At 71.1% G+C, this 23940-nt stretch carries 25 protein-coding genes; 13 read left to right on the forward strand and 12 right to left on the reverse strand.

Features of this window, described 5'->3' with window-relative positions:
• Positions 1–6 precede the first annotated feature (6 nt).
• The 4 genes from dtd to N798_RS00490 are packed head-to-tail and all read right to left on the reverse strand — an operon-like array spanning position 7 to position 2574.
• Positions 7–441, reverse strand: coding sequence for a D-aminoacyl-tRNA deacylase (gene dtd, locus N798_RS00475; RefSeq protein WP_035945344.1), 435 nt, complete (start codon positions 439–441; stop codon positions 7–9).
• Complete coding sequence (locus N798_RS00480) at positions 442–1425, reverse strand: asparaginase (protein WP_035945345.1); 984 nt, start codon at positions 1423–1425, stop codon at positions 442–444.
• 31 nt (positions 1426–1456) lie between these two features.
• Positions 1457–2158, reverse strand: a complete 702-nt coding sequence (locus N798_RS00485) for a hypothetical protein (protein ID WP_035945347.1) — start codon at positions 2156–2158, stop codon at positions 1457–1459.
• 47 nt (positions 2159–2205) lie between these two features.
• Positions 2206–2574: a helix-turn-helix domain-containing protein gene (locus N798_RS00490; RefSeq protein ID WP_035945350.1), complete on the reverse strand. Its 369-nt coding sequence runs from the start codon at positions 2572–2574 to the stop codon at positions 2206–2208.
• 133 nt (positions 2575–2707) lie between these two features.
• Between N798_RS00490 and N798_RS00495 the strand changes: the two genes are divergently transcribed.
• The gene (locus N798_RS00495; RefSeq protein ID WP_035945353.1) at positions 2708–3229 is read left to right on the forward strand and encodes a DUF4395 domain-containing protein; all 522 of its coding nucleotides are present in this window, start codon (positions 2708–2710) and stop codon (positions 3227–3229) included.
• Between the two features lie 133 nt (positions 3230–3362).
• On the opposite strand, the gene N798_RS00500 is transcribed toward N798_RS00495, so the two are convergent.
• From N798_RS00500 to N798_RS00510, 3 genes are all read right to left on the reverse strand, one after another.
• A complete protein-coding gene (locus tag N798_RS00500) occupies positions 3363–4202 on the reverse strand; it encodes a beta-keto acid cleavage family enzyme (protein ID WP_035945356.1) in 840 nt (279 codons plus the stop codon).
• A 62-nt stretch (positions 4203–4264) separates the two neighbouring features.
• Positions 4265–5308: a CAF17-like 4Fe-4S cluster assembly/insertion protein YgfZ gene (ygfZ, locus tag N798_RS00505; protein ID WP_035945359.1), complete on the reverse strand. Its 1044-nt coding sequence runs from the start codon at positions 5306–5308 to the stop codon at positions 4265–4267.
• Positions 5305–5724: a Fur family transcriptional regulator gene (locus tag N798_RS00510; RefSeq protein WP_084099981.1), complete on the reverse strand. Its 420-nt coding sequence runs from the start codon at positions 5722–5724 to the stop codon at positions 5305–5307. Before N798_RS00510 ends, ygfZ begins: the two co-directional genes overlap by 4 nt.
• 58 nt (positions 5725–5782) lie before the next feature.
• Between N798_RS00510 and N798_RS00515 the strand changes: the two genes are divergently transcribed.
• Entirely contained in the window at positions 5783–6814 is a 1032-nt protein-coding gene (locus N798_RS00515) for an LCP family protein (protein WP_035945360.1), read from the forward strand.
• A 56-nt stretch (positions 6815–6870) separates the two neighbouring features.
• Here N798_RS00515 and N798_RS00520 read toward each other — a convergent pair whose 3' ends face one another.
• A complete protein-coding gene (locus N798_RS00520) occupies positions 6871–7380 on the reverse strand; it encodes a heme-binding beta-barrel domain-containing protein (protein WP_035945361.1) in 510 nt (169 codons plus the stop codon).
• 35 nt (positions 7381–7415) lie between these two features.
• Here N798_RS00520 and N798_RS00525 point away from each other — a divergent pair, with 35 nt between their 5' ends.
• Complete coding sequence (locus tag N798_RS00525) at positions 7416–7820, forward strand: DsrE family protein (protein ID WP_229708541.1); 405 nt, start codon at positions 7416–7418, stop codon at positions 7818–7820.
• Positions 7821–7923: 103 nt separating this feature from the next.
• Here the strand turns inward: N798_RS00525 and N798_RS00530 are convergent, their stop codons facing one another.
• Together N798_RS00530 and N798_RS00535 are read right to left on the reverse strand one after the other, a co-directional pair.
• Positions 7924–8763, reverse strand: coding sequence for a hypothetical protein (locus N798_RS00530; RefSeq protein WP_156971554.1), 840 nt, complete (start codon positions 8761–8763; stop codon positions 7924–7926).
• 16 nt (positions 8764–8779) lie between these two features.
• Complete coding sequence (locus N798_RS00535; RefSeq protein ID WP_052116813.1) at positions 8780–9052, reverse strand: MoaD/ThiS family protein; 273 nt, start codon at positions 9050–9052, stop codon at positions 8780–8782.
• 20 nt (positions 9053–9072) lie between these two features.
• Between N798_RS00535 and N798_RS00540 the strand changes: the two genes are divergently transcribed.
• Genes N798_RS00540 through murJ form a run of 3 tightly spaced genes read left to right on the forward strand, consistent with a single transcriptional unit; the run spans position 9073 to position 12482 of the window.
• The gene (locus N798_RS00540; RefSeq protein ID WP_035945364.1) at positions 9073–9783 is read left to right on the forward strand and encodes a response regulator transcription factor; all 711 of its coding nucleotides are present in this window, start codon (positions 9073–9075) and stop codon (positions 9781–9783) included.
• Positions 9780–10742 carry a mycothiol synthase gene (gene mshD / locus N798_RS00545; protein WP_052116766.1) on the forward strand — a complete coding sequence of 321 codons (963 nt, stop codon included), beginning with the start codon at positions 9780–9782 and terminating at the stop codon, positions 10740–10742. The genes N798_RS00540 and mshD overlap by 4 nt, the downstream gene beginning before the upstream one ends.
• Positions 10743–10784: 42 nt before the next feature.
• Positions 10785–12482 (forward strand): murein biosynthesis integral membrane protein MurJ, encoded by a 1698-nt coding sequence (murJ, locus tag N798_RS00550; protein ID WP_052116767.1) that lies wholly within the window; start codon positions 10785–10787, stop codon positions 12480–12482.
• A 94-nt stretch (positions 12483–12576) separates the two neighbouring features.
• Here the strand turns inward: murJ and N798_RS00555 are convergent, their stop codons facing one another.
• Positions 12577–13848, reverse strand: a complete 1272-nt coding sequence (locus tag N798_RS00555; protein ID WP_229708534.1) for a carboxylate--amine ligase — start codon at positions 13846–13848, stop codon at positions 12577–12579.
• A 55-nt stretch (positions 13849–13903) separates the two neighbouring features.
• Positions 13904–15130: a lipid II:glycine glycyltransferase FemX gene (locus N798_RS00560; RefSeq protein ID WP_035945366.1), complete on the reverse strand. Its 1227-nt coding sequence runs from the start codon at positions 15128–15130 to the stop codon at positions 13904–13906.
• 68 nt (positions 15131–15198) lie between these two features.
• On the opposite strand from N798_RS00560, the gene cuyB reads away from it, so the two are divergent.
• The 7 genes from cuyB to pstB all read left to right on the forward strand — a co-directional run bounded on the left by cuyB (position 15199) and on the right by pstB (position 23452).
• Positions 15199–15906 (forward strand): cysteate racemase, encoded by a 708-nt coding sequence (cuyB, locus tag N798_RS00565; RefSeq protein ID WP_035945368.1) that lies wholly within the window; start codon positions 15199–15201, stop codon positions 15904–15906.
• 61 nt (positions 15907–15967) lie between these two features.
• Positions 15968–18283: an RNA degradosome polyphosphate kinase gene (locus N798_RS00570; protein WP_035945370.1), complete on the forward strand. Its 2316-nt coding sequence runs from the start codon at positions 15968–15970 to the stop codon at positions 18281–18283.
• A 62-nt stretch (positions 18284–18345) separates the two neighbouring features.
• Positions 18346–19254 carry an NUDIX hydrolase gene (locus N798_RS00575; RefSeq protein ID WP_052116769.1) on the forward strand — a complete coding sequence of 303 codons (909 nt, stop codon included), beginning with the start codon at positions 18346–18348 and terminating at the stop codon, positions 19252–19254.
• A gap of 191 nt (positions 19255–19445) precedes the next feature.
• Complete coding sequence (gene pstS, locus N798_RS00580; RefSeq protein ID WP_035945372.1) at positions 19446–20567, forward strand: phosphate ABC transporter substrate-binding protein PstS; 1122 nt, start codon at positions 19446–19448, stop codon at positions 20565–20567.
• A 104-nt stretch (positions 20568–20671) separates the two neighbouring features.
• Positions 20672–21685, forward strand: coding sequence for a phosphate ABC transporter permease subunit PstC (pstC, locus tag N798_RS00585; protein WP_035945726.1), 1014 nt, complete (start codon positions 20672–20674; stop codon positions 21683–21685).
• A complete protein-coding gene (gene pstA, locus N798_RS00590; RefSeq protein WP_035945374.1) occupies positions 21682–22611 on the forward strand; it encodes a phosphate ABC transporter permease PstA in 930 nt (309 codons plus the stop codon). Before pstC ends, pstA begins: the two co-directional genes overlap by 4 nt.
• A 64-nt stretch (positions 22612–22675) precedes the next feature.
• Positions 22676–23452: a phosphate ABC transporter ATP-binding protein PstB gene (pstB, locus tag N798_RS00595; RefSeq protein ID WP_035945377.1), complete on the forward strand. Its 777-nt coding sequence runs from the start codon at positions 22676–22678 to the stop codon at positions 23450–23452.
• Positions 23453–23940 lie beyond the last annotated feature (488 nt).

Raw genomic sequence — 23940 nt, forward strand, 5'->3', positions numbered from 1 at the left:
TGCAGCCTACGGCGAAGAGCTGTCGACCACGATGGTCACCGGGCCATCGGCGACGATCTCGATGTCCATGTGGGCTCCGAAGCGTCCGGTCTCGACGGTGAGCCCGCGATCGCGCAGCGCCGAGACCACCTGTGCGACGACGGGTTCGGCGACGTCGCCCGGAGCGGCGGCGTTCCACGAGGGGCGGCGGCCCTTGCGCGTGTCGGCGAGGAGGGTGAACTGGCTGACGACGAGCACGGGCGCCCCGGCATCGGTCACCGACCGCTCACCGTCGAGCAGGCGCAGGTCGGCGACCTTGCGGGCGATGAGCTCGACCTCGGCGGGACCGTCCTCGTGGCCGACGCCGACGAGCACGAAGAGCCCCGGCCCGGTGATCTCGCCGACGGTCTCGCCCTCAACGACGACGGCGGCCCGCCGGACCCGCTGGATGACCGCGCGCACTCAGATGCCCACGGCGACGACCGAGCCCACCGGCTCGCCGTGGCCGAGGATCGGCGCGTCCTCGAGGGCCCCGATCGCCCCGGACTCGATGCCGAGCCGGCGCATCACGGCCGCGAGGATGACCGTGCGGGCGCGCTGCCCACCATCGGCGACCTTGAGGGCGATGCCGCGACCGTCGGCCAGCCCGACGGCATACACCGCTTCGGCGCCGTCCTTCGCGATCGCGCCGGGGGTGCGCTGGATCAGGGTGGTGACGTCGCGCCGGGTGCCGCCGAGGAACTCGGGGTGGCTGCGGATCGCGTCGGCGACGCGCGCCTCGTCAGTGCCGGGGGCGGCACTCGCGATGCGGCCGAAGGCACGCGCGAGCCCCGCGAGCGAGACGGCCATGACGGGCGCGCCGCACCCGTCGACGGCGGTCGCCGCGACCCTTTCCCCCGTGAGCTCGGCGAGGGTGTCGTCGCACGCGCGCTGCAGCGGGTGGTCGCGGTCGAGGTATGCCGTGTGGTCCCAGCCGTTGGCGACGCACGTCGCGAGCATGCCCGAGTGCTTGCCCGAGCAGTTCTGGGCGAGCGACTCCTTGCCGTGGCCGGCGCGGATCCACTCGAGCCGCGCCTCGTCGTCGATCGGGTAGTCAGGGGTGTTCTGCAGGTCGCGCACCGTGAGGCCCGCGCCGTCGAGGATCTCGCGCACCGCGTCGAGGTGGAACGGCTCTCCCGAGTGGCTCGCGCAGACGAGGGCGAGGTGGTGCGGGGCGACGTCGAGCCCGTGGCGCACCATGGCCAGGGCCTGGACCGGCTTGTTGGACGAGCGCGGGAAGATCGGGTCGCTCGCGCTCCCGAGCTCGAGCTCGACCGAGCCGTCGGGGGCGGTCACGGCAACGCTTGCGCGGTGGGCGGACTCGACGACGCCGCCCCGGATCGCGTGCGCGAGGACCGGGGCGGCGTCGAGGGCGGCAGGGGTGGACTCGAGGTTCTGGGCGCTCACACCGCCCAGACTAGGTCCGCTCCCGAAGAGGTCAGTCGCCGACCTTCTCGGCGGCCTTCTCGGCAGCCTTGGTCGAGGTGGCGGCCGTCTTCTTGGCGGCGGTCGTCGTCGCCTTGGCGCGCGTCGTCGTCTTCTTGGCGGCCTTGGTCGCGGTCGTGCTCGTGCGCTTGGCGGCGGTGCGGGTGCGCTTGGCCGACGCCTTGATGTCGGTCGCGGCGACCTCAACGTCCTCACGCACGGTGTCGACGACGATCTCGGCGACGTGCGCGGCCTCCTGGCGGCCGGTGGTGAAGGTGGCCAGGGCCGAGGTGCGCACGTCGAGGACGGCCTTGCGGGCGGTGGTGACGGCGCCCTTGCCGAGCGAGAGGGTGACCTCGGCCTGCTCGACGAGGTCCTTCGTGGCCTTCTGGTTCTTGATGCGGGTGACGAGCTTCTCGCCGCGGACGGCGAGGTCCTCGTAGCCCTTGGTGACCTGGTCGAGGGTGGCGACACCCTGGTCGAGGGCCTTGGCCGGGAGGGCCTTGACGTCCTCGATGACGACGCCGGCGCGCTTGGTGAAGGCGGCGGGGGCGAGCTCGGCGCGAACCTTGTCGGCGCGGACGCGGGCGTCGGCGACGGCCTTGTCGGCGTTGACGCGGGCCTCACGGGCGCGCTCGACGGCGAGGTCGGTGACGCCGACGACGGCGAAGAGCGGGGTGGCGGGCTTGGTGTTCTTGGTGGTCGTGGTGGCCATGTGTTCCTCCTGGGAAGGGACGGGTGCTGCTTCGGGCGGGCGGGGCGTCAGGGCGTGGTCTCGGAGCCGACGAAGGACTCGTAGACGTCGAGCAGGGTCGCCTTCTGACGGGCGGTGAGGGCGGGGTCGGCGGCGATGGCGTCCCGCACGGTGGGGGTGGTGGCCTCGGCGCCGTGGTGCTCGTCGAGGATTCCGGCCTTGACGTAGAGCGTCTCGGCCGACACCTCCAGACCCTTGGCCAGTTGCTGGAGGATCTCGGCGCTCGGGCGCTTGAGTCCCCGCTCGATCTGGCTCAGGTAGGGGTTGGAGATGCCTGCGAGCTCGGAGAGCTGACGCAGCGACAGACGGTGCGACAGACGCTGCTCGCGCAGGTAGTCGCCCAGTCCGGCGAGGTCGTTCAGCGGGTTCCGGCTCATGCCCCCATTGTGCTTGCTTTAGTTAGCATTTTGCAAACCGTGGCTAGCGTGACGTCCGCCACGCACTTCTGGTGCGCATCCGGCATACGGACTGATGTATGCCGCGTACTTCAGTCCGGCATAATCTCGCGTTATGTCCGTGCGCGAGCTCCTCGTCTTCCCCAACCCGGTGAACGAGAAGGCTGCCCGGGTCGTCGCGTCCGGGGTCGTCGTCCTCGCCGGGCTCACGCTCGCCACCCAGTGGTGGTGGCTGGCCGTCGTCCTCGCAGCCGGTTTCGCGCTGCGGGTGGCCGGTGGGCCGAGGTTCAGCCCTCTCGGGAGGCTCGCCGTGCACGTCGTCGCGCCCCGGTTCGGGCGCCCCCGGTGGGTGCCCGGCCCGCCCAAGCGCTTCGCCCAGACCGTCGGCCTCCTGACGAGCTCGGCGGCGGCGGTGGCCGCCCTCACGTTCGGCGCGACGACCGTGGCGACGGTGCTGCTCGGCGTGCTCGTCGTCTTCGCGACGCTCGAGGCCGCGGTCGGGTTCTGTGCCGGGTGCTGGGCGTTCGGCCGGCTCATGCGGCTCGGTGTCATCCCCGAGGAGACCTGCGCCGCCTGCAACGACCTCACCCTGCGCCGACCGGAGAGCGAGCGCGCAGACGCCACCCAGCCCGCCTGACCGCAACCCCCTCGCGACTTATTGCGAAAGGGCGACACTTTCGGGGCCGAAACAGGGCCTCAAGTGTCGCCTTTTCGCAATAAGTCGGGGCGGGTGAGGTGCGCGCGACCCGCCGCGTGAGGGCCAGCGCGTGTCAGCGGCGCTTGATGCCGAGGAGCTCGCGGGCCTGCGTCGTCGTCATCGGCGGGCGCTGCATCGTCGTCGCGAGCTCGGCGGCCCGGGCCACGAGCTCGGAGTTGTGCTCCACCTGCTGGCCGCGGGCGAAGACGACGTTGTCCTCCATGCCCACCCGGAGGTGGCCGCCGGCCGAGAGTGCGGCCGCGAGGACGGGGAGGTGGGTGCGCCCGATGCCCGTCGCCGACCACGACGTCACCTCCTCGGGCAGCATCGCGACGCCGGCGAGCAGCGCCGCGGCCGTGCCGGGCATCGCACCGGGCACGCCGAGGACGAAGTCGACGTGCACCTTGCCGCCGAACGGGAGCCCGTGGGTGTCGAGCAGGCGCCGCAGCGCGTGGACGTGGCCCAGCTCGAAGAGCTCGAACTCGGGCACGACCTCGCGCTCCTGCGCCTGGACGTAGAGGTCGGACATGAACCCCCACGGGTTGAGGAAGACGTCGTCGCCGAAGTTCGTCGTGCCGCAGGTGAGGCTGCACGAGTCCGGCTCGGCGTCGAGCACCGTCAGCCGCTGCTCGAGCGGGTCGTGCACGGAGCCGCCGGTCGAGAGCTGGACGACGAGGTCGGTCTCGGAACGGATGGCCTCGACCGCCGCCCTGAGCCTGCCGCCGTCGAGGGTCGGCCGGTGCTCGCCGTCGCGGATGTGCAGGTGGATGAGGGCGGCGCCCGCGGCCTCGCAGGTCCGCGCCGTCTCGACGAGCTCGTCGAGAGTCGTCGGCAGCTGCGGCAGGTCGGCCTTCGCGTGCTCGGCGCCGGTGGGCGCGACGGTGATGAGGGTCGCGGACGATGCGGGAGCCATGCGCGCCAGTGTGTCAGGCGACCCGTGCGTCACCGCCACGGGACCGAAAGATCCTGCGGCGGTCAGGGGGCGACGATGACGGTTTGGGCGCCTGCGACGGTCCCGGCGACAAGATCGGCGTCCACGGGGGTGTTGCGCTTGACGACGGCGAGGGCGATCGGACCCTCCTCGTGGTGGCGTGCGACGGTCGTGAGCCGACCGACGACCCGGCCGTCGAGCGAGAGCTCGGCGCCTGCCTCGGGGAGGACGTGACCGGACCCGTCGAGGTGGAGGAACACGATCCGACGCGGTGGACGCCCGAGGTTGTGCACGCGAGCGATGGTCTCCTGGCCGCGGTAGCAGCCCTTGTGCAGGTGGACCGCCGTGCGCAGCCAGTCGACCTCGTGGGCGATCGTCCGGTGGTCGGTCTCGAGGCCGAGACGAGGACGCCACGCGGCCACGCGCAGCGCCTCGGCGGCCCACGTGCCGGCGAGCGGCCGGTCGCCGACGGCGGACTCGAGGTCCGCGCGCGCGACGATGAGCTCCCGCCAGCGACGCGCCTCACCCGGGTGCCCCTTCTCAGGCCCGTATGCCGCGGTGTCGCCGACGAGGGCCGGCCACGGGTCGACCCACGCGAGGGGCTCACCCTCGGCACTGGCGGCCGACAGCGGCTCGCCGAGGACGGCATACGAGGCAGTGACGTCGGCGACATCGACGCGGAGCATGAAGCGCATCGAGTCGAGCCAGGCAGCGAGCGCCGGGGCGGTGCCGGGTTCGACGGTGAGCCACGTCGTCTCGCCGTCGTCGACGACGTGGAGGGCGTGCTCGACGTGGCCCTTGGGCGAGAGGACGAGCGACTCGGCACCCACGCGCGGCGCGAGTCCGGTGAGGTGCTGCGAGGTGATCGAGTGCAGCCACGAGAGGCGGTCCGGTCCGGTGACCGTGACGACCCCGCGGTGGGACAGGTCGACGACAGCGAGGCCCTCCTCGAGGAGGCGCTGCTCGCGCCCGGGGTCGCCGTAGTGCGCGGCCACACCGGCGTCGAGCCCCTCACCCGCGACCGCGCCGGGGCGGGAGAGGAGCGGGGAGGACGGTGCAGCGGCCGGAGCCGTGGTGGTGTCGGTCATGTCTGCTTCCTGCAGTCGCGGCAGAGTCCGTGGATCGCCGCGTGCGTGACGTCGGCCTCGAACCCCAGAGAACGGTCGAGCCGCTCGACGAATTCCTCGGCGACGTCGACGGGCGCCTCGCCCACCGACCCGCACCCACGGCACACGACGTGGACGTGGGTCGCGTGGGAGGTGAGGTGGTAGCTCGGGACGCGGTGGTCGACGTGCGTGTGGCTCACGAGGCCGAGGTCCGAGAGGGCGTCGAGCGAGCGGTAGACGGTCGAGAGCGCCATCGGCGACCCGCCTCGCGCGGAGACGGCGTCGACGATCTGCTCGGGCGTGGCGTGGCCGAGGGACTCGACGGCGTCGAGCACCTGCTGGCGCTGCGGGGTGAGCCGCCGCCCGGCGGCCCGCAGACGCGTGCCCAGATCGCTCACCACACCAATGTATGCCGGTCGCCGGTGGCCGCCGAAGTGCCCACCTACACTGGGCCGGGTGCTGGAGGAGTTCGAGACCGACGAGAACCAGACCGCCCGTCGCGAGGGGAAGAGGCCGCGGTGGGGCCGGCGCCTGCTCCTCTTCGTCGCGTCGTTCCTCGCACTCTGCCTCGTCGCGGTGGGCGGCTTCGTCGTCTTCCTCGACCGCAAGGCGTCCAGCAACATCAGCCAGGAGGACCTGCTGCCGCCGGCCGCCGCAGCGCCCTCCGCGACGCTGCCCGACGGCTCGGTCGTCGAGCTGCCGAAGGATGCCGGGCAGAACTATCTGCTCATCGGGTCGGACGCCAGGCCCGGCGAGACCGCGAGCCGCTCCGACGTCATCGTGCTCGTCCACGTGCCCGAGGACAAGCAGTCGGTCCAGCTCATCCACTTCCCGCGAGACCTCTACGTCGCGATCCCGGGTCGTGGCAAGAACAAGATCAACGCGGCCTACGCCTTCGGTGGCGCACCCCTGCTCGTGAGCACCCTCCAGAATTTGCTCGGCGTGAGGATCGACCACGTCGCCAAGACCGACTTCGAGGGCTTCAAGCGGATGACGGACGCCGTGGGCGGGGTCCGGGTCTATGCCGAGGAGGCCAGCGACGAGGGCAGCTTCCAGGTGCGCGAGGGCTGGAACGACTTCAACGGCGAGCAGGCGCTCGCCTTCGTGCGCGAGCGCTACAGCCTCTCCGAGGGCGACATCTCGCGCGGCCGGCGCCAGCAGGCGTTCATCAAGGCGCTGATGATCAAGACGCTCACGCCCTCGGTCATCGCCAACCCGGTCACCCTCACGAGGTTCGTCGATGCCGCGACGAGCAACCTCGTCGTCGACAAGGGGCTCGACGTCGGCGTCATGCGCGGCGAGGCGATCGGGCTGCGCAACATCCGCGGCGACGACATCGTCTTCATCACCGCGCCCTTCACGGGCTTCGGCACCGCTCCGGACGGCGGCTCCATCGAGATCGTCGACGAGGCGAGCATGGCGGCCCTGGGCAAGGCGCTGCGCACCGACACGATGGACGAGTACGGCGACGTCACCGTCACCCCGTGACCCGATGGATCCCCGACTGATTGCCCAAACGCGACATCAGTCGCCGGGGATGAGGCTCACTCGACGCGCTTGAGCTCCGCCGAGAGGTGCGAGGTGAGCGGCTGGCCGACGGCCGCCATGTCCATGACCCAGAGCAGGTTCGACTGGACGTAGCCATACATCCGGTGGCCCGCGGTGTACTCCTTGGCGTGGGGGCTGCGCATCACCCCGTCGGTGCGGAGCTCGACCTTCGCGGGCTGGGCGTGACCGGCATACATCTCGACGATGCCGGTCGGGTGGGTGAGGAGCAGCTCGACGTTGGTGCCGTCGGGCGTCTCGGGCACGGGGCGCCAGAACCCGACCTCGGTCGCGAGCGGGCGGACCTTGTCACCGGCCTCGTCGAGGAGCCAGGTCTGGCTGCGCCACTCGAGGAACGGGCGGCCGTCGTGCCAGCAGTGCACCTCTTGGCCGAAGTTCGCCGATTCGATCGTCGGGTAGCCGACGACGCCTGCGCCGGCCCACTTGCCGACGAGCCAGGCGAGGGGGGCGAGCTCGGAGGGGAGGTTGGTGTCGAGGTGGAATGCCACGAGTGGGATCGTAGCCGCAGACCTCAGGAGGCCCCATGTCGCTGACCCCACCCGCCACCCCCGCCGAGATGCGGACCGGCACCCGGCCGCTCGTCGTCAAGATCACCTGCGGCGAGGAGGCCCTCGAGCGGCTCAACCAGGGCCTCACCGTCGCATCGACCGCGCTCGCCACGGGCGCCGACGTGAGCGTCTGGCTCACCGGCGACGCCACGTGGATCGCGGTGGCGGGTCGCGCCGAGCAGCTGACCCTCCCCCACGGTGCACCCCTGCACGAGCTGCGCGACTCCCTCCTCGAGGGCGGCACCGTCACCGTCTGCGGGCAGTGCGCGGCTCGTCGCGACCTCGGCCCCGACGACCTTCTCGAGGGAGCAGCCATCCGCGGGGCCGCGGCCTACGTCGAGGAGATCCTCCGCCCCGACGCCCAGGCGATCGTCTACTGACACAGGCGGCGTATGCCGTCCGCTTCTCTCGACTTCTTGCCCTTCCGGGACGGCGAGCGCCAGCGAGCCGTCCCAGCAGGGCAAGAAGTCGGAACCGAGGGCGTCAGCCGACGAGGATCATCGCGAGGACGTAGACCGGCACGCCGGTGACGAGCACGGAGGCAGCCGCTGCGGTGAGCTGGCCGCGCAGCCCACGGATCGGCGGCAGCACGCAGAGGACCCGTCGCATGACGTGGGCGAGCGTCGCTGAGACCGCGCCGAGGACGACACCGGCGACGACCCCGACCTCGTCGACGACCAGGCCACTGACCCCGCCGGCGAGGAAGCCGAGCAGCGCCGCGACGGCGATCATCCACGGCCGCACTCTGGCGATGCTCGCGCCGAGGTCGGTGAGCGCGGAGACAGCGAGCGCGACGGCGACGACGACGACGACCTCCGGCCCGCCGGAGGTGCGTCCGAGCGGGACCCACGCGGCGCCGATCGTCGCGATGGCGATGCCGGCCGCGCTGATCGCGACCGAGCGGGTGAGCCGTGGCCGGCCGTCCTTGCGGACGATCTGGTGGAGGAACATCGTGAGCACGGCTGCCGCGACGACGACCGGGACGTGCCGGAGGAAGGGGTCGTCGGGCGTGGCGGCCACGGTCGCCGGGGCGAGCACTCCTGCGACGCCGACGGCGAAGGACGACCCGAAGCGGCTGGGTGACCCGAGCAGCTCCGGCCACCCCCACGCGAGCGCGAGTCCCAGCCACGCGACCGCGGCAGCGCCGATGGCGTGGTCGGAGGTCGTGCCGATGGCGAGCAGCACGGCGAGGACGGCCGTCGCCAGGACGATGGGGATGCGTCGCTCGGTCGCCATCGGCGGGAGGATCGGGTTGCGGAGGTGCGCCTCGCGGGCCGCCCGGCGGGCGGCGCGGGACTCGCTCACCGGCTCGGACGCTTCCACGGTCGGCATCCTGCCATCACCCCCCGGCGAAGGGCGGGAGCACTTCGAGGACCTGCCCGTCGGCGACGACGGCCTCGCGCCCGACGGCGCGCCCCTCGAGGAGGACCGAGCAGACGGCGACGACGTCGCGCAGGTCGGGGTGCATGGCCACGGCGTCATCGAGGACGTCACCCACGGTGGGCCCGGTCTCGATGGTCTCCTCGGTCACGCCTGCCGCCGCCCGAGCACCCGCCCAGTAGCGCAGGGTCACCGGTCTCAGAGCCCGGCGAGCGCCGTCGATCGTGGTCATGTCCACCTATTCTGTGCTGGATGGCCCACCTCTTGCTGCTGACCAACGCCTTGGCGCCGAGCGCCGAGGTGCTGCCAGCCTTGGGCCTGCTCAGCCACCATGTTCGCATCCTCCCGGCGGAGGCGACGGCCCTCATCGACGCGCCGGCCGCGGACGCGGTGCTCGTCGACGCCCGTCGCGAGCTCGCCATGGCCCGTTCGCTGTGCCGCGTCATCCGCACGACCGGGCTGTCAGCACCGCTCTTCGCGGTCCTCACCGAGGGCGGTCTCGCCGGCCTCACCCCCGAGTGGGGCGTCGACGACGTGCTGCTCGACACCGCCGGGCCGGCCGAGGTCGAGGCCCGCCTGCGGCTCGCGATCGCCCGTGCCCTCGAGGGTGACGGCTCCCCCGACGACGACGTGCGGATCACCGCCGGCGTCCTCGTCATCGACGAGGCGACCTACTCCGTGCGGCTGCGCGGCAGCGTCCTCGACCTCACCTACAAGGAGTTCGAGCTCCTCAAGTACCTCGCGCAGCACCCGGGCCGGGTCTTCACCCGGGCCCAGCTGCTCCAGGAGGTCTGGGGCTACGACTACTTCGGCGGCACGCGCACCGTCGACGTCCACGTCCGGCGGCTGCGCGCGAAGCTCGGCTCCGACCACGAGTCCCTCATCGGCACGGTCCGCAACGTCGGCTACCGCTTCGTCCCCGAGGAGGCCGAGGACACCGAGGCCGCCGAGGTGCCGTCGTGAGCGACGTGCGCACCGAGACCTCGACCTCGCTCGAGCAGGGCGCCGTCGACGACGTCCTCGCGCTCGTCCGCCGGGCCACCGACGCCGACGGCGTCGAGGCGGTCTCCGAGGCCTTCCGCATCGCGCTCACCTCCGGACGTGGCGGGGTCTCGCACACCCTCGCGTATGCCGGCCCGTCACCGTCCGCGGACCTCCTCGGCTATGCCGCGCTCGACCCGTCCGGGTCGGCCGAGCTCGTCGTGGACCCCCCGGCTCGTCGTCGAGGTGTCGGCCGGGCACTGCTGCGATCGGTGCTCGACGCCGGGGCCACTGGCGTCTGGGCGCACGGGGACCTCCCGGCGGCGCGTGCCCTCGCGGCGTCCGAAGGTCTCGTCCCGACCCGCGAGCTGCACGTCATGGAACGACCGGTCCGAGAAGGCGACGACGTCGACCCTGAGCTCCCTGCGGGCTTCTCGGTCCGGCCCTTCGAGCCCGGCCGCGACGAGCAGGCGTGGCTCGAGGTCAACCGGCTCGCCTTCGCCTCGCACCCCGAGCAGGGCTCGATCACGCTCGAGGACCTCACCGAGCGCATGGGGCAGGACTGGTTCGATCCCGCAGGCTTCCTCCTCGTCGAGGACACCACCGCGACCTCGGACGGGGGCGCGCACCCGCTGGCCGCGTTCCACTGGACGAAGCGTGAGGTCCGCAGCGCTATGGGGCGGGCCCACGCGGCGAACAGCGACGAAGGAGCTGGACGCCGCGGGGAGGTGTATGTCGTCGGAGTGCACCCGGCATACCAAGGGCGTGGTCTGGCGGGACCGCTCACGGGACTCGGCACGGCATACCTCGCCCGCCAGGGCGTGACGACGATCGAGCTCTACGTCGACGGCGACAACACGCGGGCGCTCGCGACCTACCGGCGCGCCGGGTTCGAGGACGCGGCCGTCCACGTGGTCTACGGGCGACCGACCGCGCCGTAGAGTGGGCCGGTCCATCCGAGGGCTGACCGCGAGGAAGAGCACGTGACCGACACCCGTCCCGAGGGCGCCGAGGCCGACCCCGAGGGCGCCGGACCGCCGCCGCAGGTCGCCGCCAAGGTCGACAGCGTCGCGCGCAACAGCGCGGTCATGGCGATCGGCACGTTCGGCTCGCGCATCCTCGGCTTCATCCGTGGGGCCCTCCTCACGGTGGCGATCGGCGCCGGCGTCGCGGCCGACTCGTTCACGATCTCCAACACGCTGCCGACCCAGCTCTTCGTCCTCATCAACGGCGGGCTCATCTCCGCGCTGCTCATCCCCCAGCTCACCAAGGCGATGCTGCGCAAGGACGGCGGGCAGGACTTCAGCGACCGGCTCATCACGCTGTGCCTGCTCGTCCTCGGCGGCGCGACGCTCCTCTCGGTGGCGATGACCCCGTGGATCGTCGACTGGCTCACCAAGGAGAACGCGGGCGAGGCGTTCGTCGACCTCACGACGTTCATGGCTTACATCTGCATGCCGCAGCTCTTCTTCTACGGCCTGTATGCCGTCCTCGGCCAGGTCCTGCAGGCGCGAGGCAGCTTCCTCGCGTTCGCGTGGGCGCCGGCCTGGGCCAACATCGTCCAGATCGCCGGGCTCGGCTGGTTCATCTCGCAGTGGGGGCGCCAGCCCGACGTCGACCCGTGGACGACCGAGATGATCCTCGTCCTCGGCCTGAGCACGACCCTCGGCATCGTCATCCAGGGCCTCAGCCTCGCGTGGCCGCTGTGGCGCTCGGGCTTCCGCTACCGGCCGCGGTTCGGCTGGCGCGGCTACGGCTTCGGCGACATGTCGCGGATGACGGGCTGGACCGTCGCGGCGCTCGTCATCTCGCAGTTCTACGGGTTCGTGAGCACGAAGGTCATGTCGCCCGAGAGCGTCGGCGGACCGTCCGTCGCGGGCAACGCCGTGCAGGGCTACGCCTACAGCCTCTACATCCTCCCCCACTCGATCATCACGACCTCGATCGTCACGGCGCTCTTCCCCGCCATGTCGAGGGCGCACGAGACCGGTGACCTCGCCGAGCTGCGCCGCCGCGTCGTCAGCGGGCTCACGAGCCCGGCGGTGCTGCTCCTCCCTGCCGTCGCGGCGTTCATCGCGCTCGGGCGGCCGATGGCGAAGACGCTCTTCTGGGGCACCCGCTACGCCCCGAGCCGGGGCATCGACGAGCCGGGCAGCATCGCCCTCGTCCTCGCGATCATGGCGGTCGGGCTCATGCCGTTCGGGATCACCGCGCTCAAGCAGCGCTACTGCTTCGCCCGCGGCGACGGGTGGATGAACTTCTGGCTCGTCGCCCTCATGACGGCGGTCAACCTCGCCGGTGCGGCCGTCGCCTACTGGGTCTCGCCGCCGGAGTACGTCGTCGCGACGGTGGCCGCCGGTGCGTCCATCGCCAACATCGTCTCGGCCGCGGCGTTCCTCGTCGTCGCCAGGGGCCAGCTCGACGGGCTCGGGATGGGGCGGGTCCTCAACCTGTGGGCGCGACTCGCACTCGCGTCGGCCGTGGCCGGTGTCGCCGGGTGGGGCGCCTCGACGCTCGTCTTCGACCCGGCGAGCCCGCTGCTCGCCCACGTGCTCGCCCTCGCCGTCGGCGGTGCCGTCCTCGGCGTCGTCTTCCTCGCGCTGGCGAAGGCGCTGCGGATCCGCGAGGTCGACGACATGCTCGCGCCAATCCTGCGCCGCCTCCCCCTCCCCGGCCGCTGACCCCGCTCGCGTTCCGACTAATTGCGCAGGAGCGACACAAAACCCGTGGTTTCGGGCTGATTTGTGTCGCTCCTGCGCAATAAGTCGGGGTCTGTCAGCGGCGGGGGAGGTCGCTGTCGGCGGGCTCGCCGCCGGGGTGGTAGGCCGCCTCGGGGTCGTAGTACTGGTGGAACTTGCGGTCGTAGCTCACGCCCGCCGCGAGGATCTTGGCCCACCGCACGGGGTTCTTCTCGGCGCGGTAGTGCAGCGGGTTGCGCAGCCCTCCGGCCTTGATGACCCGCTTCGTGCGCGCCCACAGGTCGGGGTGACGCGCGATCGCCCACCTGATCGTCCGCACGGGCACGACGGAGTAGACCGTCTCGGTGTCGGCCTCGACGATCTCGAACTCCTCGGGGAGGTTGTCGTGGACGTACTCGTCGACGTACCACCGCACCGGGTTGAAGCCGGTCCCCGTGACGTAGTAGTTCGACCGGCCCAGCCGCGGGTTGAGCTCGAAGAACTTCGTCTTCCCGTCGCGCGGGTCGTACTTGAGGTCGAAGTTCGCGTAACCGACCCATTTCAGCTCGGCGAGCAGCCGCACCGCCTCGTCGACGATCTCGCGGTTCTGGCCGGTGAGGATCGCGGCCGGGACCCCGAGCAGCCCGGGCGAGTGCTCCTCGATGAGCGTGCGGCCGTAGGACGCGAACCGCACCCGCGAGTCCCGGTCGCAGTAACAGGTGAGGATCCGCATGCCCGTGTCGTCACCGGGGATCCGGTCCTGGACGATGAGCGTCTCGCGGTAGCCGGACGCCTGCACCCGCCGCACGAGGTCGCGCAGCTCGTCGGGCGAGGCGACCGTGTGCACCTTGGCCTGGCCCTCGAAGGTCACGGCGTTCCACGCCGCCGGAGCGGTCGGCTTGACGATGAGCGGGTAGCCCTCGCTGGGCAGCTCCGCCGCCGAGACGTCGTATGCCGTGTCGCCCAGGTCGATGAACGTCGTCGCCGGGGTCGTCACGCCCGCCGCCTGCGCCGCCTCCTCGAAGGTGTGCTTGCGGGTTGCCCGGGCGAGCGGACCGGCGCCGACGTAGGGCACCTTCCAGGAGGCGTCGAGCCGGTCGCGCATGAGGGCGATGACGTCGACGAGGGAGTCGGAGGTAGCGAGCAGGATCTTGGGCTGGTCGAGCTCGGCGAACGGCGAGCCCAGCAGCGCCTCGGCGAGCACGTCGGGGTCGTGGGCGTCCTTGCAGTCGACCACCTCGAGGATCGCCGAGTTCTCGACGACCCACGACGTGGCGCCGGTGACGACGAGGGAGCGGACGGCATACGCCTCGTGGAAGGCGCGCACGAGCGAGTAGCCACCCACGTGCGCGCCTACGATGACCGGCACGAAGGGCTGGTCGGCAATGGAGTCGAAAGCGCTGTCGGACAACGGAACCCGCCCCTCAGCGACGCTTGTAGACGCGGACGAGGAGGTCGACGAGCCGACCTGCGAGGGGACGGAGACTCTTGGTGAACTCACCGGCATACTCGCGTCGTTCCGGGTTCCACTGGCGCTTGAACTCCTCGAGGCCCTCGGAGGCGTCGATGCCGCCGAAGTCGAAGGTCGTCACGCCCTTGGCCGCCGCGTCCTGCATGATCCGCCAGACCATGAGGTAGTTGGGGCGCAGGTTGCGGTGCTCGTCGGACGACGCGGCGTAGAGGTAGGAGCCGCGGGTGCCGCACGTCGCGAAGATCGACCCGGCGAGGTACTGGCCGTCGGGGTGCTGCGCGTGCGCCGCCTCGAAGCCGGGGATCGACTCCTCCTTCTTGGCGATCGTCTCCTCGAGCTGGGCCACTTGGCGGTCGGCCTTCTCGGAGGGGTACTTCTCGCGCTTGGCCCGCGCCTTCTCGAGCTGGGCGCGGGTGTCCTCGACGGCCTTGCGGGCCTTGGCCGCCGCGGCGCCGTGGTCGAGCTTGACGAGGGAGACGACGATGTCGTCGGTCGGCGAAAGAACGTCGACGAGGGTCGTGAAGTAGTCCTTGCTGCGGATGCCGAAGCCGTCGCGCGCACCGGTGACCTTCATGAGCTCGTAGAAGGCGTCGATGCCGTCGCGTCCGGCGGACTCGTAGACGAGGCCGGACTTCTCGCCCTTGCGGATCGACTGGCGGGTGCCCTGCGAGAGCTCCTTCTCGAGCCGGTCAAGGTCGCTGATGTCGGTGACCATGCGCAATGCGGGCTGGGCGAGGGTCTTCGCGGCGTCCTCGCCGGGGTCGGTCCGGGTGAAGCCGCGCGACTCGAGAGCCGGGCGCACGTCGGGGTCGTCGATGCGGACGGCCGGGTCGATGCGGAGCAGGACGCCTCGGTTGGCCTTGGCGACCCGGCTCACCTCGCCGAGGAGCGCGTCGACGGACTCGCCGTCGGCCCAGTCGACGACGAACCCGCGCGGGCAGTAGGCGAGCGCCAGCGGGAGCACCGGGGTGCGGCGGAAGAGGATGAGCGCTGCGCCGGTGACCTCGTCACCGCCGTCAGGTCCCGCACCCTTGCGGCCGACGGCAACCGTGCGCCAGGTCCAGCCGGTGTGCTCCTTCTCCCGGCCCCATGGGGTCGTTTGCATGAGGTGCCCGTGGGGGTGGTCACGGACGAAGTCGTCGTGCTCGCGGTCGGTGAGGTCGAGGGCGGCGAGTGCCACGGAGCTCCTACGTCGGGGGCCGGTCAAGGATCGCTCGCGAGTCTATCGGCCGGGGTTAGGCTCGATCCGTGCGCAACGAACCAGTCGGCATCCTCGGCGGGATCGGGCCGATGGCCACCGTCTACTTCATGCGGCGCGTCCTCGACCTGACCGACGCCTCCCGCGACCAGGACCACGTCGACATGCTCGTGTGGAACCACGCGAGCATCCCGGACCGGACGGCATACCTCGTGGGCGACTCGCCCGACAGCCCGGGACCGGTGATGGCGCAGGACGCGAGGGAGCTCGAGCGCGCGGGCGCGAAGTTCATCGCCGTGCCGTGCAACACCGCCCAGGCCTTCCAGGACGAGGTCGCGGCCGCCGTGGACATCCCGGTCATCGACATCGTCCAGGAGACGATCGCCGCCGCCCGCGCCGCCGTGCCCGGGCTCTCGGCCGTCGGCATCCTCGCGACCGACGGCACGCTGCGCGCCGAGACCTACCACCGGGCGGCGCGTGCCGCCGGGCTCACGCCCGTCGCTCCGGACGACGTCGTCCAGAAGGACGTCATGTCGATGATCTACGACGGGGTGAAGGCCGGTATGCCGGTCGAGCGTGACCGCTTCGACGCGGCGGTCACGCACCTGCGCGACAAAGGCGCCGGCGCGGTCCTGCTGGCCTGCACCGAGCTCTCGATCCTGCGCACCGACCTCGCGGTCGACGACCACGACGTTGTCGACTCGCTCGACGCGCTCGCCGCGCGCACCGTGACGATGGCCGGCGGACGCCTGCGCTGAGCGGAGACCGCCCTGTGGCGCACGTCTCCCGTTGTTCACCCGATGCTGACACGATGAACCCATGACGACGTCGACCACGCCCGGAACCCGCGACGTCGAGCGTGCGGACGCCGCTGACGGGCCGACCGAGACGGACACGACGACGGACAGCAGCTTCGTCACCGAGGTCTCGATCGCGAGCGCCTCGGCAACGGAGGCCCGGGCCGCCCAGCCGCGCGCGTCGAACGGACGGTTCGTGCGCCCGTCGGCTGCGGCACACGCCGACGAGTCCGAGGGCCTGCCCGCCGACCGCTTCCTCGACCGCGAGATCTCGTGGCTCCAGTTCAACGAGCGGGTCCTCCAGCTCGCCGCCGACGAGAACGTGCCGCTCCTCGAGCGGGCCCGCTTCCTCGCGATCTTCACCTCGAACCTCGACGAGTTCTTCATGGTGCGGGTCGCCGGCCTGAAGCGGCGCATCGCGACCGGTCTCGCGGTCCGCTCGGCGTCGGGTCTCGAGCCGCGCGAGGTCCTCGAGCAGATCTCCGTGGTGAGCCACGAGCTGCTCGCCATGCAGGCGCGCGTCTACGACGACCTCGTCCAGCCCGCCCTCGAGGCGGAGGGCATCGAGGTCGTCCGATGGGACGAGCTCTCCGAGGAGGAGCAGGCCAGCCTCGGCGAGCTCTTCACCGAGCGGGTGTTCCCGGTGCTCACGCCGCTGGCCGTCGACCCGGCCCACCCGTTCCCCTACATCTCCGGCCTGTCGCTCAACCTCGCCGTGCTCCTCATCAACCCCAAGACGGGCAAGGAGCACTTCGCCCGGGTCAAGGTGCCGCCACTGCTCCCGCGCCTGCTCCGCGTGGGCGAGGGCGACGCGTCGACCGACGTCTACGACGTGCGGTTCGTCCCCCTCGAGGACGTCATGGCGGCCCACCTCGACCAGCTCTTCCCGGGGATGGAGGTGCACGAGCACTACACCTTCCGCGTGACGCGCAACGAGGACCTCGAGGTCGAGGAGGACGACGCCGAGAACCTCCTCACCGCGCTCGAGAAGGAGCTGACCCGGCGCCGGTTCGGCCCGCCCGTCCGGCTCGAGGTCGACCACGAGATGGACGACCACGTCATGGACCTGCTCGTGCGGGAGCTCGGGGTCACGAACCAGGAGGTCTACCGGCTGCCGGCGCCGCTCGACCTGCGCGGGCTCAACATCATCGCCGACCTCGAGCGGTCCGAGCTGCACTACCCGGCGTTCGTGGCCCGCACCAACAGCGACCTCGCGCCGACCGAGAGCGCCAAGGCCCGCGACCTCTTCGCGAGCATCCGCAAGCAGGACGTCCTGCTCCAGCACCCCTACGACTCGTTCTCGACGTCGGTGCAGGCCTTCATCGAGCAGGCGGCGGCCGACCCCAACGTCCTCGCCATCAAGCAGACCCTCTACCGCACGAGCGGCGACTCCCCCATCATCGACGCCCTCATCGACGCGGCCGACAGCGGCAAGCAGGTCCTCGCGGTCGTCGAGATCAAGGCGCGCTTCGACGAGCAGAACAACATCTCGTGGGCCCGCAAGCTCGAGCGCGCGGGCGTCCACGTCGTCTACGGCATCGTCGGGCTCAAGACCCACTCCAAGCTCAGCCTCGTCGTCCGCCAGGAGGAGGACGGGCTGCGCCGCTACTGCCACATCGGCACCGGCAACTACAACCCCAAGACGGCGCGCATCTACGAGGACTTCGGCCTCCTCACCGTCGACCCCCAGGTCGGCGACGACCTCACTCGTCTCTTCAACCAGCTCTCCGGCGTCGCGCCGCGAAGCAAGTTCAAGCGGCTCCTCGTCGCCCCGAGATCGGTCCGCAGCGGGCTCGTCGAGCGCATCGAGGGCCAGGTGGCAGCCGAGCGCGACAAGCCCGGCAGCGGCTACATCGGCATCAAGGTCAACTCGATCGTCGACGAGCAGGTCATCGACGCGCTCTACCGGGCCTCGATGGCCGGCGTGAAGGTCGACGTCTGGGTGCGCGGCATCTGCGCCCTGCGCCCCGGCGTCGAGGGCCTGTCCGAGAACGTCACCGTGCACTCGGTCCTCGGCCGCTTCCTCGAGCACTCGCGGGTCTTCCTCTTCGGGACCGGCGACGACCTCGAGGCGTGGATCGGCAGCGCCGACATGATGCACCGCAACCTCGACCGCCGGGTCGAGTGCCTCGTCCGCCTCGCCGACCCGCGCCACCTCGACGACCTCCGCTCCCTCATTGCCCAGGGCATGAGCGGCAAGTTCTCGCACTGGTCGCTCGGGGCCGACGGCCGCTGGAGCCGCCGCCACCTCGACGCCGACGGCGAGCCGCTGCCCGACATCCAGGCGGCGCTCATCGAGATGCACGCCAAGCGCCGACGCAAGGCGCGGCGCCGCTGAGCCCGTCGGAGCGGCCCGAGAGGCCCGAGGTCATCCCCGCGGCGGGCACGCTGCCGTGGCGGGTGCGCAAGGGCGTGCTCCAGGTGGCGCTCGTCCACCGTCCCCGCTACGACGACTGGTCGTGGGCCAAGGGCAAGCTCGACCCCGGTGAGGACTGGGCCGCGGCCGCGGTGCGCGAGACCTTCGAGGAGACCGGACTCGCGGTGCGCCTCGGGCCCCCGCTGCCCGAGGCCCGCTACCTCGTCCTCACCAAAGCCGGGACCCGCGGCGAGAAGGTCGTCCACTACTGGTCGGCCACCGTGACCGGCGGCCACGGCCGCCTCGAGAACGAGATCGACGCCGTCGACTGGCTCGACGTCGCCGAGGCCAACGTCCGCCTCGACTACGCCCACGACCGCGAGCAGCTGCGGGCGCTCGTGCGAGCCCACGGCGACGGCGCCCTCGACACCTGGCCCCTCGTCGTCGTCCGCCACGCCAAGTCCGTCGCCCGCTCGGACTGGGACGGTGACGACCGCGAGCGCCCCCTCGACGCGCGGGGCACGCAAAGGGCACGCGACCTCGTGCCGGTGCTCACGGCATACGGGATCACCCGCGTGCTCACGTCGCCTTCGCTGCGGTGTCTCGACACGATCGCCCCGTATGCCGTGTCCCTGGGGATCGAGCCGCGCACCCGTCGTGGGCTGTCGGAGGAGGGGCACGAGGCTGAGCCCGGGCGGGCGGTCGAGCACGTCGAGCGGCTGCTCGAGCGCGGGGAGCCGGCCGCCGTGTGCACCCACGGTCCGGTCATGGCGGCCGTGCTCGGCGTGCTCGCCGAGCGGCTCCACCTCGAGGGCGGGGACGCGGTGGCGATGCTCGAGCGGTTCGTCGAGGCGCGTGACGACGACCTCGCCAAGGGTGAGGCGCTCGTGTGCCACGTCGCCGGGGTGGGCGCGGACGCCCGGGTCGTCGCCGTGGAGCGCCACCTGCCCTGAGGCGGCACCCGTCGTGGCGGCGCGGCCGCTGCGGCGCGCTTCGCTTGAACAACGCGACAGCCAATGGCCGAGCACCGTTCACGCCTCGTTCACCCTGCACGGGCGAACCGGACACCAGCTCTGCCTACCTTCGCACTGTCGGTACACCACGTCCCGACCCAGACTCCCTGCTCCACGTGAGAGGTATGACAGTGAAGATTTCGCGTCTCGGTGCGATGGCCTCCCTGGCCCTCGTCGGCTCCATCGCCCTGACCGGCTGCGGTTCTGACAACACCGGCGGCGACTCCGCCGCCGCGGACTCGACCGCCAGCGGCTCGGCCGGCGCCGAGTGCTTCGACGGCACGCTCAGCGCGGAGGGCTCCTCCGCCCAGAAGAACGCCTTCGAGGAGGTCGCCGCAGGCTTCAAGTCCGAGTGCTCCGGCGCCCAGGTGAACTACAACCCGTCGGGCTCCGGCGCCGGCATCAAGCAGTTCATCGCCGGCCAGGTCGACTTCGCGGGCTCCGACTCGGCGCTCAAGACCGTGGAGAAGGACGGCAAGATCGAGGCCAAGGAGGCCGAGGCCGCCTGCGGTTCGCCCGCGTGGAACATCCCGATGGTCACCGGCCCCATCGCCGTCGCCTACAACGTCAAGGGCGTCGACAAGCTCAACCTCACCCCGGCCGTCGCCGGCGACATCTTCATGGGCAAGATCACCACCTGGAACGACCCGAAGATCGCCGCGGCCAACTCCGGCGTCCAGCTGCCTGCCACCGCCATCAAGGTCTTCTTCCGCTCCGACGAGTCGGGAACGACCGAGAACTTCACGAAGTACCTCAAGGCCGCGGCCCCCGCGAACTGGCCGGGCGAGCCCGCCAAGACGTGGGACGGCAAGGGCGAGGGCAAGGCCAAGTCGGCCGGTGTCGCTGAGGGCGTGAAGTCCACCGACGGTGGCATCACCTACGTCGAGTGGAGCTACGCCAAGGACAACGACCTCGGCGTCGCCGCGATCGACAACGGCGCCGGCCCGGTCGAGCTCACCAGCGAGTCGGTCGGCAAGGCCGTCGCCACCGCAGAGCAGACCGGCACGGGCAACGACCTCGCGCTCAAGCTCGACTACGCCACGAAGGAGGCCGGGGCCTACCCGATCAACCTCGTGACCTACGAGATCGTCTGCTCGAAGGGCAAGGACGCCGAGAAGCAGAAGAACATCAAGGCGTTCCTGAAGTACTTCGCCTCGGAGGAGGCGCAGAAGACCATCGAGGAGATCGGCTACGCGCCGCTCCCCGCCGAGGTCCAGACCAAGGTCGCGACCGCGATCGACGCGATCTCCTGACCGACTCCCAGCGGACGCGTCGGCCCCCTCGGGTCGACTGAGGGGGCGTGGCCGACGGCCTCGCCCCCTCACCCCTGCTCCCACCCCTGGAAGGAACCGACCTCGTGTCATCGATCACCGGGCACAGCGCGATCGACGAGCTGCCCAGCGGCGACGGCCGCCCGCCCCTCGAGGCCGACCGGGCCGGGACCGGACGCCTCGGCGACCGGATCTTCGGCGGGCTGGCCACCGGCTCGGGCATCCTCGTCCTCGCCCTCGTGACCCTCGTCGGGCTCTTCCTCGTCATCCAGGCAGTCCCCTCGCTGCTCAACAACGAGGCGAACTTCCTCACCTCTCGCGAGTGGGTTCCGAGTGGCGCCCAGCCCCGCTTCGGCATCGTCGACCTGCTCTGGGCGACGATCGTCACGTCGATCATCGCGATGTTCATCGCCGTGCCGCTCGGCGTGGCGGTGGCGCTCTTCATCACCCAGTACGCACCGGGCTGGCTCAACAAGCCGGCGGCCACCCTCGTCGACCTGCTCGCCGCGGTGCCCTCGATCGTCTACGGGTTCTGGGGCCTCCAGGTCGCCGGACAGTACTTCGAGCCGGTCGCCACGGTCATCGACCGGGTGCTCGGCTGGCTGCCGTTCTTCGAGTACACCGGCACGCCGAGCGCCAAGAGCACCCTGGCCTTCGCCGGCGTCATCCTCGCCATCATGATCCTGCCGATCGTCACGGCGATCTCGCGCGAGGTCTTCAGCCAGGTGCCGACCGCCCACAAGGAGGGCGCCCTCGCCCTCGGCGCGACGAAGTGGGAGATGATCCGCACCGCCGTCATCCCCTTCGGCAAGCCCGGCATCATCTCGGCGGCCATGCTCGGCCTCGGTCGCGCCCTCGGCGAGACGCTGGCCGTCACCCTGCTGCTGTCCGCGCTCAACACGTCGAGTGCCTTCTCGTTCTCGATCTTCGGTGGCGGGGAGACCTTCGCGTCGCGCATCGCCAACGACGCGGGCGAGTTCGACTCGGCGCAGAAGACGGGCGCCTACATCGCGGCGGGCCTCGTCCTCTTCCTCCTCACGTTCATCGTCAACGCGGCGGCCCGGGTCGTCATCGAGCGCCGGAAGGCCTTCACCGAATGAGCACCCTGAGCACCGTCGACGAGTCGGCGCCGCCCACCACCCCCGCGACCCCGGTGGGTGACGACTTCGGCGGCCGGTCCGGTGGCCGGGCGTTCCGCGACCAGCTGGCCCGCGTCGTCATGTGGACCGCCTTCGTCGTCGCCCTCATCCCCCTCGTGTGGATCCTCGGCGCCACGATCGTCAAGGGTGGCCAGATCATCGCCAGCGTCGACTGGTGGTCGCTCTCCCAGTCCGGCATCACCGCCCGGCGAGAGGGCGGCGGCGCCGTCCACGCGATCCAGGGCACGCTCATCCAGGCTGCCGTCACCGCGCTCATCTCCGTGCCGATCGGCGTCCTCACGGCGGTCTACCTCGTCGAGTACGGGCGCGGCCGGCTCGCGAAGGTCGTGTCCTTCATGGTCGACATCCTCACCGGCATCCCGTCGATCGTCGCCGGCCTCTTCATCTACGCCCTGTGGGTGACGACGCTGGGTTTCCAGCGCATCGGCTTCGCCGTGTGCCTCGCCCTGACGATGCTCATGATCCCCACGGTGGTCCGCTCGACCGAGGAGATGCTCAAGCTCGTCCCCAACGAGCTGCGCGAGGCGTCCTACGCGCTCGGCGTGCCCAAGTGGAAGACGATCATGAAGATCGTCATCCCGACGTCGTTCTCGGGCATCGTCACCGGCGTCCTGCTCGGCCTCGCCCGCGTCATGGGTGAGACGGCGCCGCTCATCATCCTCGGCCCCTACACCGCCGTCATCGCGACGAACCTCTTCGACGGCCTCATGCCGACGCTGCCGACGATGATCTACCAGAACTACAGCGAAAACCTCCAGCCGGCGATCGACCGCACCTGGGGCGCCGCCCTCACCCTCATCCTCATCATCTTCGTGCTGAACATCGCGGGCCGTTTCATCGGCCGGTTCAGCAAGGTGAAGAGCTGACGCCAGGCCGCGCACACGGCATACCCCCTGCACTTCGCACCCCAAGAGAGAAACGACAGCACCCATGGCAAAGCGCATCGACGTCAAGGACCTCGACATCTACTACGGCGACTTCAAGGCCGTCGAGGGCGTGTCCCTCACCGTCGAGCCCCGCTCCGTGACGGCCTTCATCGGCCCGTCCGGCTGCGGCAAGTCGACCGTCCTCCGCACGCTCAACCGCATGCACGAGGTCATCCCCGGCGGCCGCGTCGAGGGCAAGGTCGCGCTCGACGACCAGGACCTCTACGCCTCCTCGATGGACCCGGTGGCGGTGCGTCGCACCGTCGGCATGGTCTTCCAGCGGCCGAACCCGTTCCCGACGATGTCGATCCGCGACAACGTCGCCGCCGGCCTCAGACTCAACGGCGTCAAGAACAAGAAGCAGCTCGACGAGGTCGTCGAGCGCTCGCTCAAGGGTGCGAACCTGTGGAACGAGGTCAAGGACCGCCTCGACAAGCCCGGCGCCGGGCTCTCCGGTGGTCAGCAGCAGCGGCTCTGCATCGCGCGCGCCATCGCGGTCGAGCCGCAGGTGCTGCTCATGGACGAGCCGTGCTCGGCGCTCGACCCGATCTCGACGCTCGCCATCGAGGACCTCATCAACGACCTCAAGAGCCAGTACACGATCGTCATCGTCACCCACAACATGCAGCAGGCGGCGCGGGTGTCGGACCAGACGGCGTTCTTCAACCTCAAGGCGACGGGACAGCCGGGCCGGCTCGTCGAGGTCGACGACACGCAGCGCATCTTCAGCAACCCGTCCGAGAAGGCCACCGAGGACTACATCTCCGGCCGCTTCGGCTGACCCCCTCCCCTTCCCCCTCCTTTCCGCGACTGATTGCGCAGGAGCGACACCAGACCGCCGATTTCGGCCCTGTTCTTGTCGCTCCTGCGCAATCAGTTGGTGCGGGTGCGGCGGCGCGCCGTTTGTCCACACGGCCTCGTCGCGCCCCTCGTTGTCCACAGGGCGCCGTCCACGCGCGGCGCATCGTGCCTTGGGCGCTGAGCCTTGAGGGCATGCAGGACTTCAGCGGCCTCCCCCAGCCCTTCGGGCGCGCCGAGGCGGCCGGCGCCGGCTTCACCGTCCGCGGGGTGGAGAGGGCTGCGGTCTCCGGTCACCTCACGCGCCTCGCCCCAAGCCTGTATGCCGTCCGCTCGGCCTGGGAGGAGCTCGCACCGTGGGTGCGGCACGCTCAACTGGCCCGGGCGGCGGTGCGACTCACACCGGATGCGATGGTGAGCCACCTCAGTCTGGCGGTCCTCATGGGACTGCCACACCCGGCATACACGGTC

It is taken from the genome of Knoellia flava TL1 (assembly GCF_000768675.1).
In the GTDB taxonomy this organism is placed as follows: domain Bacteria; phylum Actinomycetota; class Actinomycetes; order Actinomycetales; family Dermatophilaceae; genus Knoellia; species Knoellia flava.

Excerpts from the sequence above, each read along its gene's own strand:
- N798_RS00485 (WP_035945347.1), bottom strand. The coding sequence starts at position 2,158 with ATGGCCACCACGACCACCAAGAACACCAAGCCCGCCACCCCGCTCTTC.
- N798_RS00490 (WP_035945350.1), bottom strand. The coding sequence starts at position 2,574 with ATGAGCCGGAACCCGCTGAACGACCTCGCCGGACTGGGCGACTACCTG.
- N798_RS00495 (WP_035945353.1), top strand. The coding sequence starts at position 2,708 with ATGTCCGTGCGCGAGCTCCTCGTCTTCCCCAACCCGGTGAACGAGAAG.
- N798_RS00500 (WP_035945356.1), bottom strand. The coding sequence starts at position 4,202 with ATGGCTCCCGCATCGTCCGCGACCCTCATCACCGTCGCGCCCACCGGC.
- ygfZ (WP_035945359.1), bottom strand. The coding sequence starts at position 5,308 with ATGACCGACACCACCACGGCTCCGGCCGCTGCACCGTCCTCCCCGCTC.
- N798_RS00525 (WP_229708541.1), top strand. The coding sequence starts at position 7,416 with ATGTCGCTGACCCCACCCGCCACCCCCGCCGAGATGCGGACCGGCACC.
- N798_RS00535 (WP_052116813.1), bottom strand. The coding sequence starts at position 9,052 with ATGACCACGATCGACGGCGCTCGCCGGGCTCTGAGACCGGTGACCCTG.
- N798_RS00540 (WP_035945364.1), top strand. The coding sequence starts at position 9,073 with ATGGCCCACCTCTTGCTGCTGACCAACGCCTTGGCGCCGAGCGCCGAG.
- N798_RS00570 (WP_035945370.1), top strand. The coding sequence starts at position 15,968 with ATGACGACGTCGACCACGCCCGGAACCCGCGACGTCGAGCGTGCGGAC.
- pstA (WP_035945374.1), top strand. The coding sequence starts at position 21,682 with ATGAGCACCCTGAGCACCGTCGACGAGTCGGCGCCGCCCACCACCCCC.
- pstB (WP_035945377.1), top strand. The coding sequence starts at position 22,676 with ATGGCAAAGCGCATCGACGTCAAGGACCTCGACATCTACTACGGCGAC.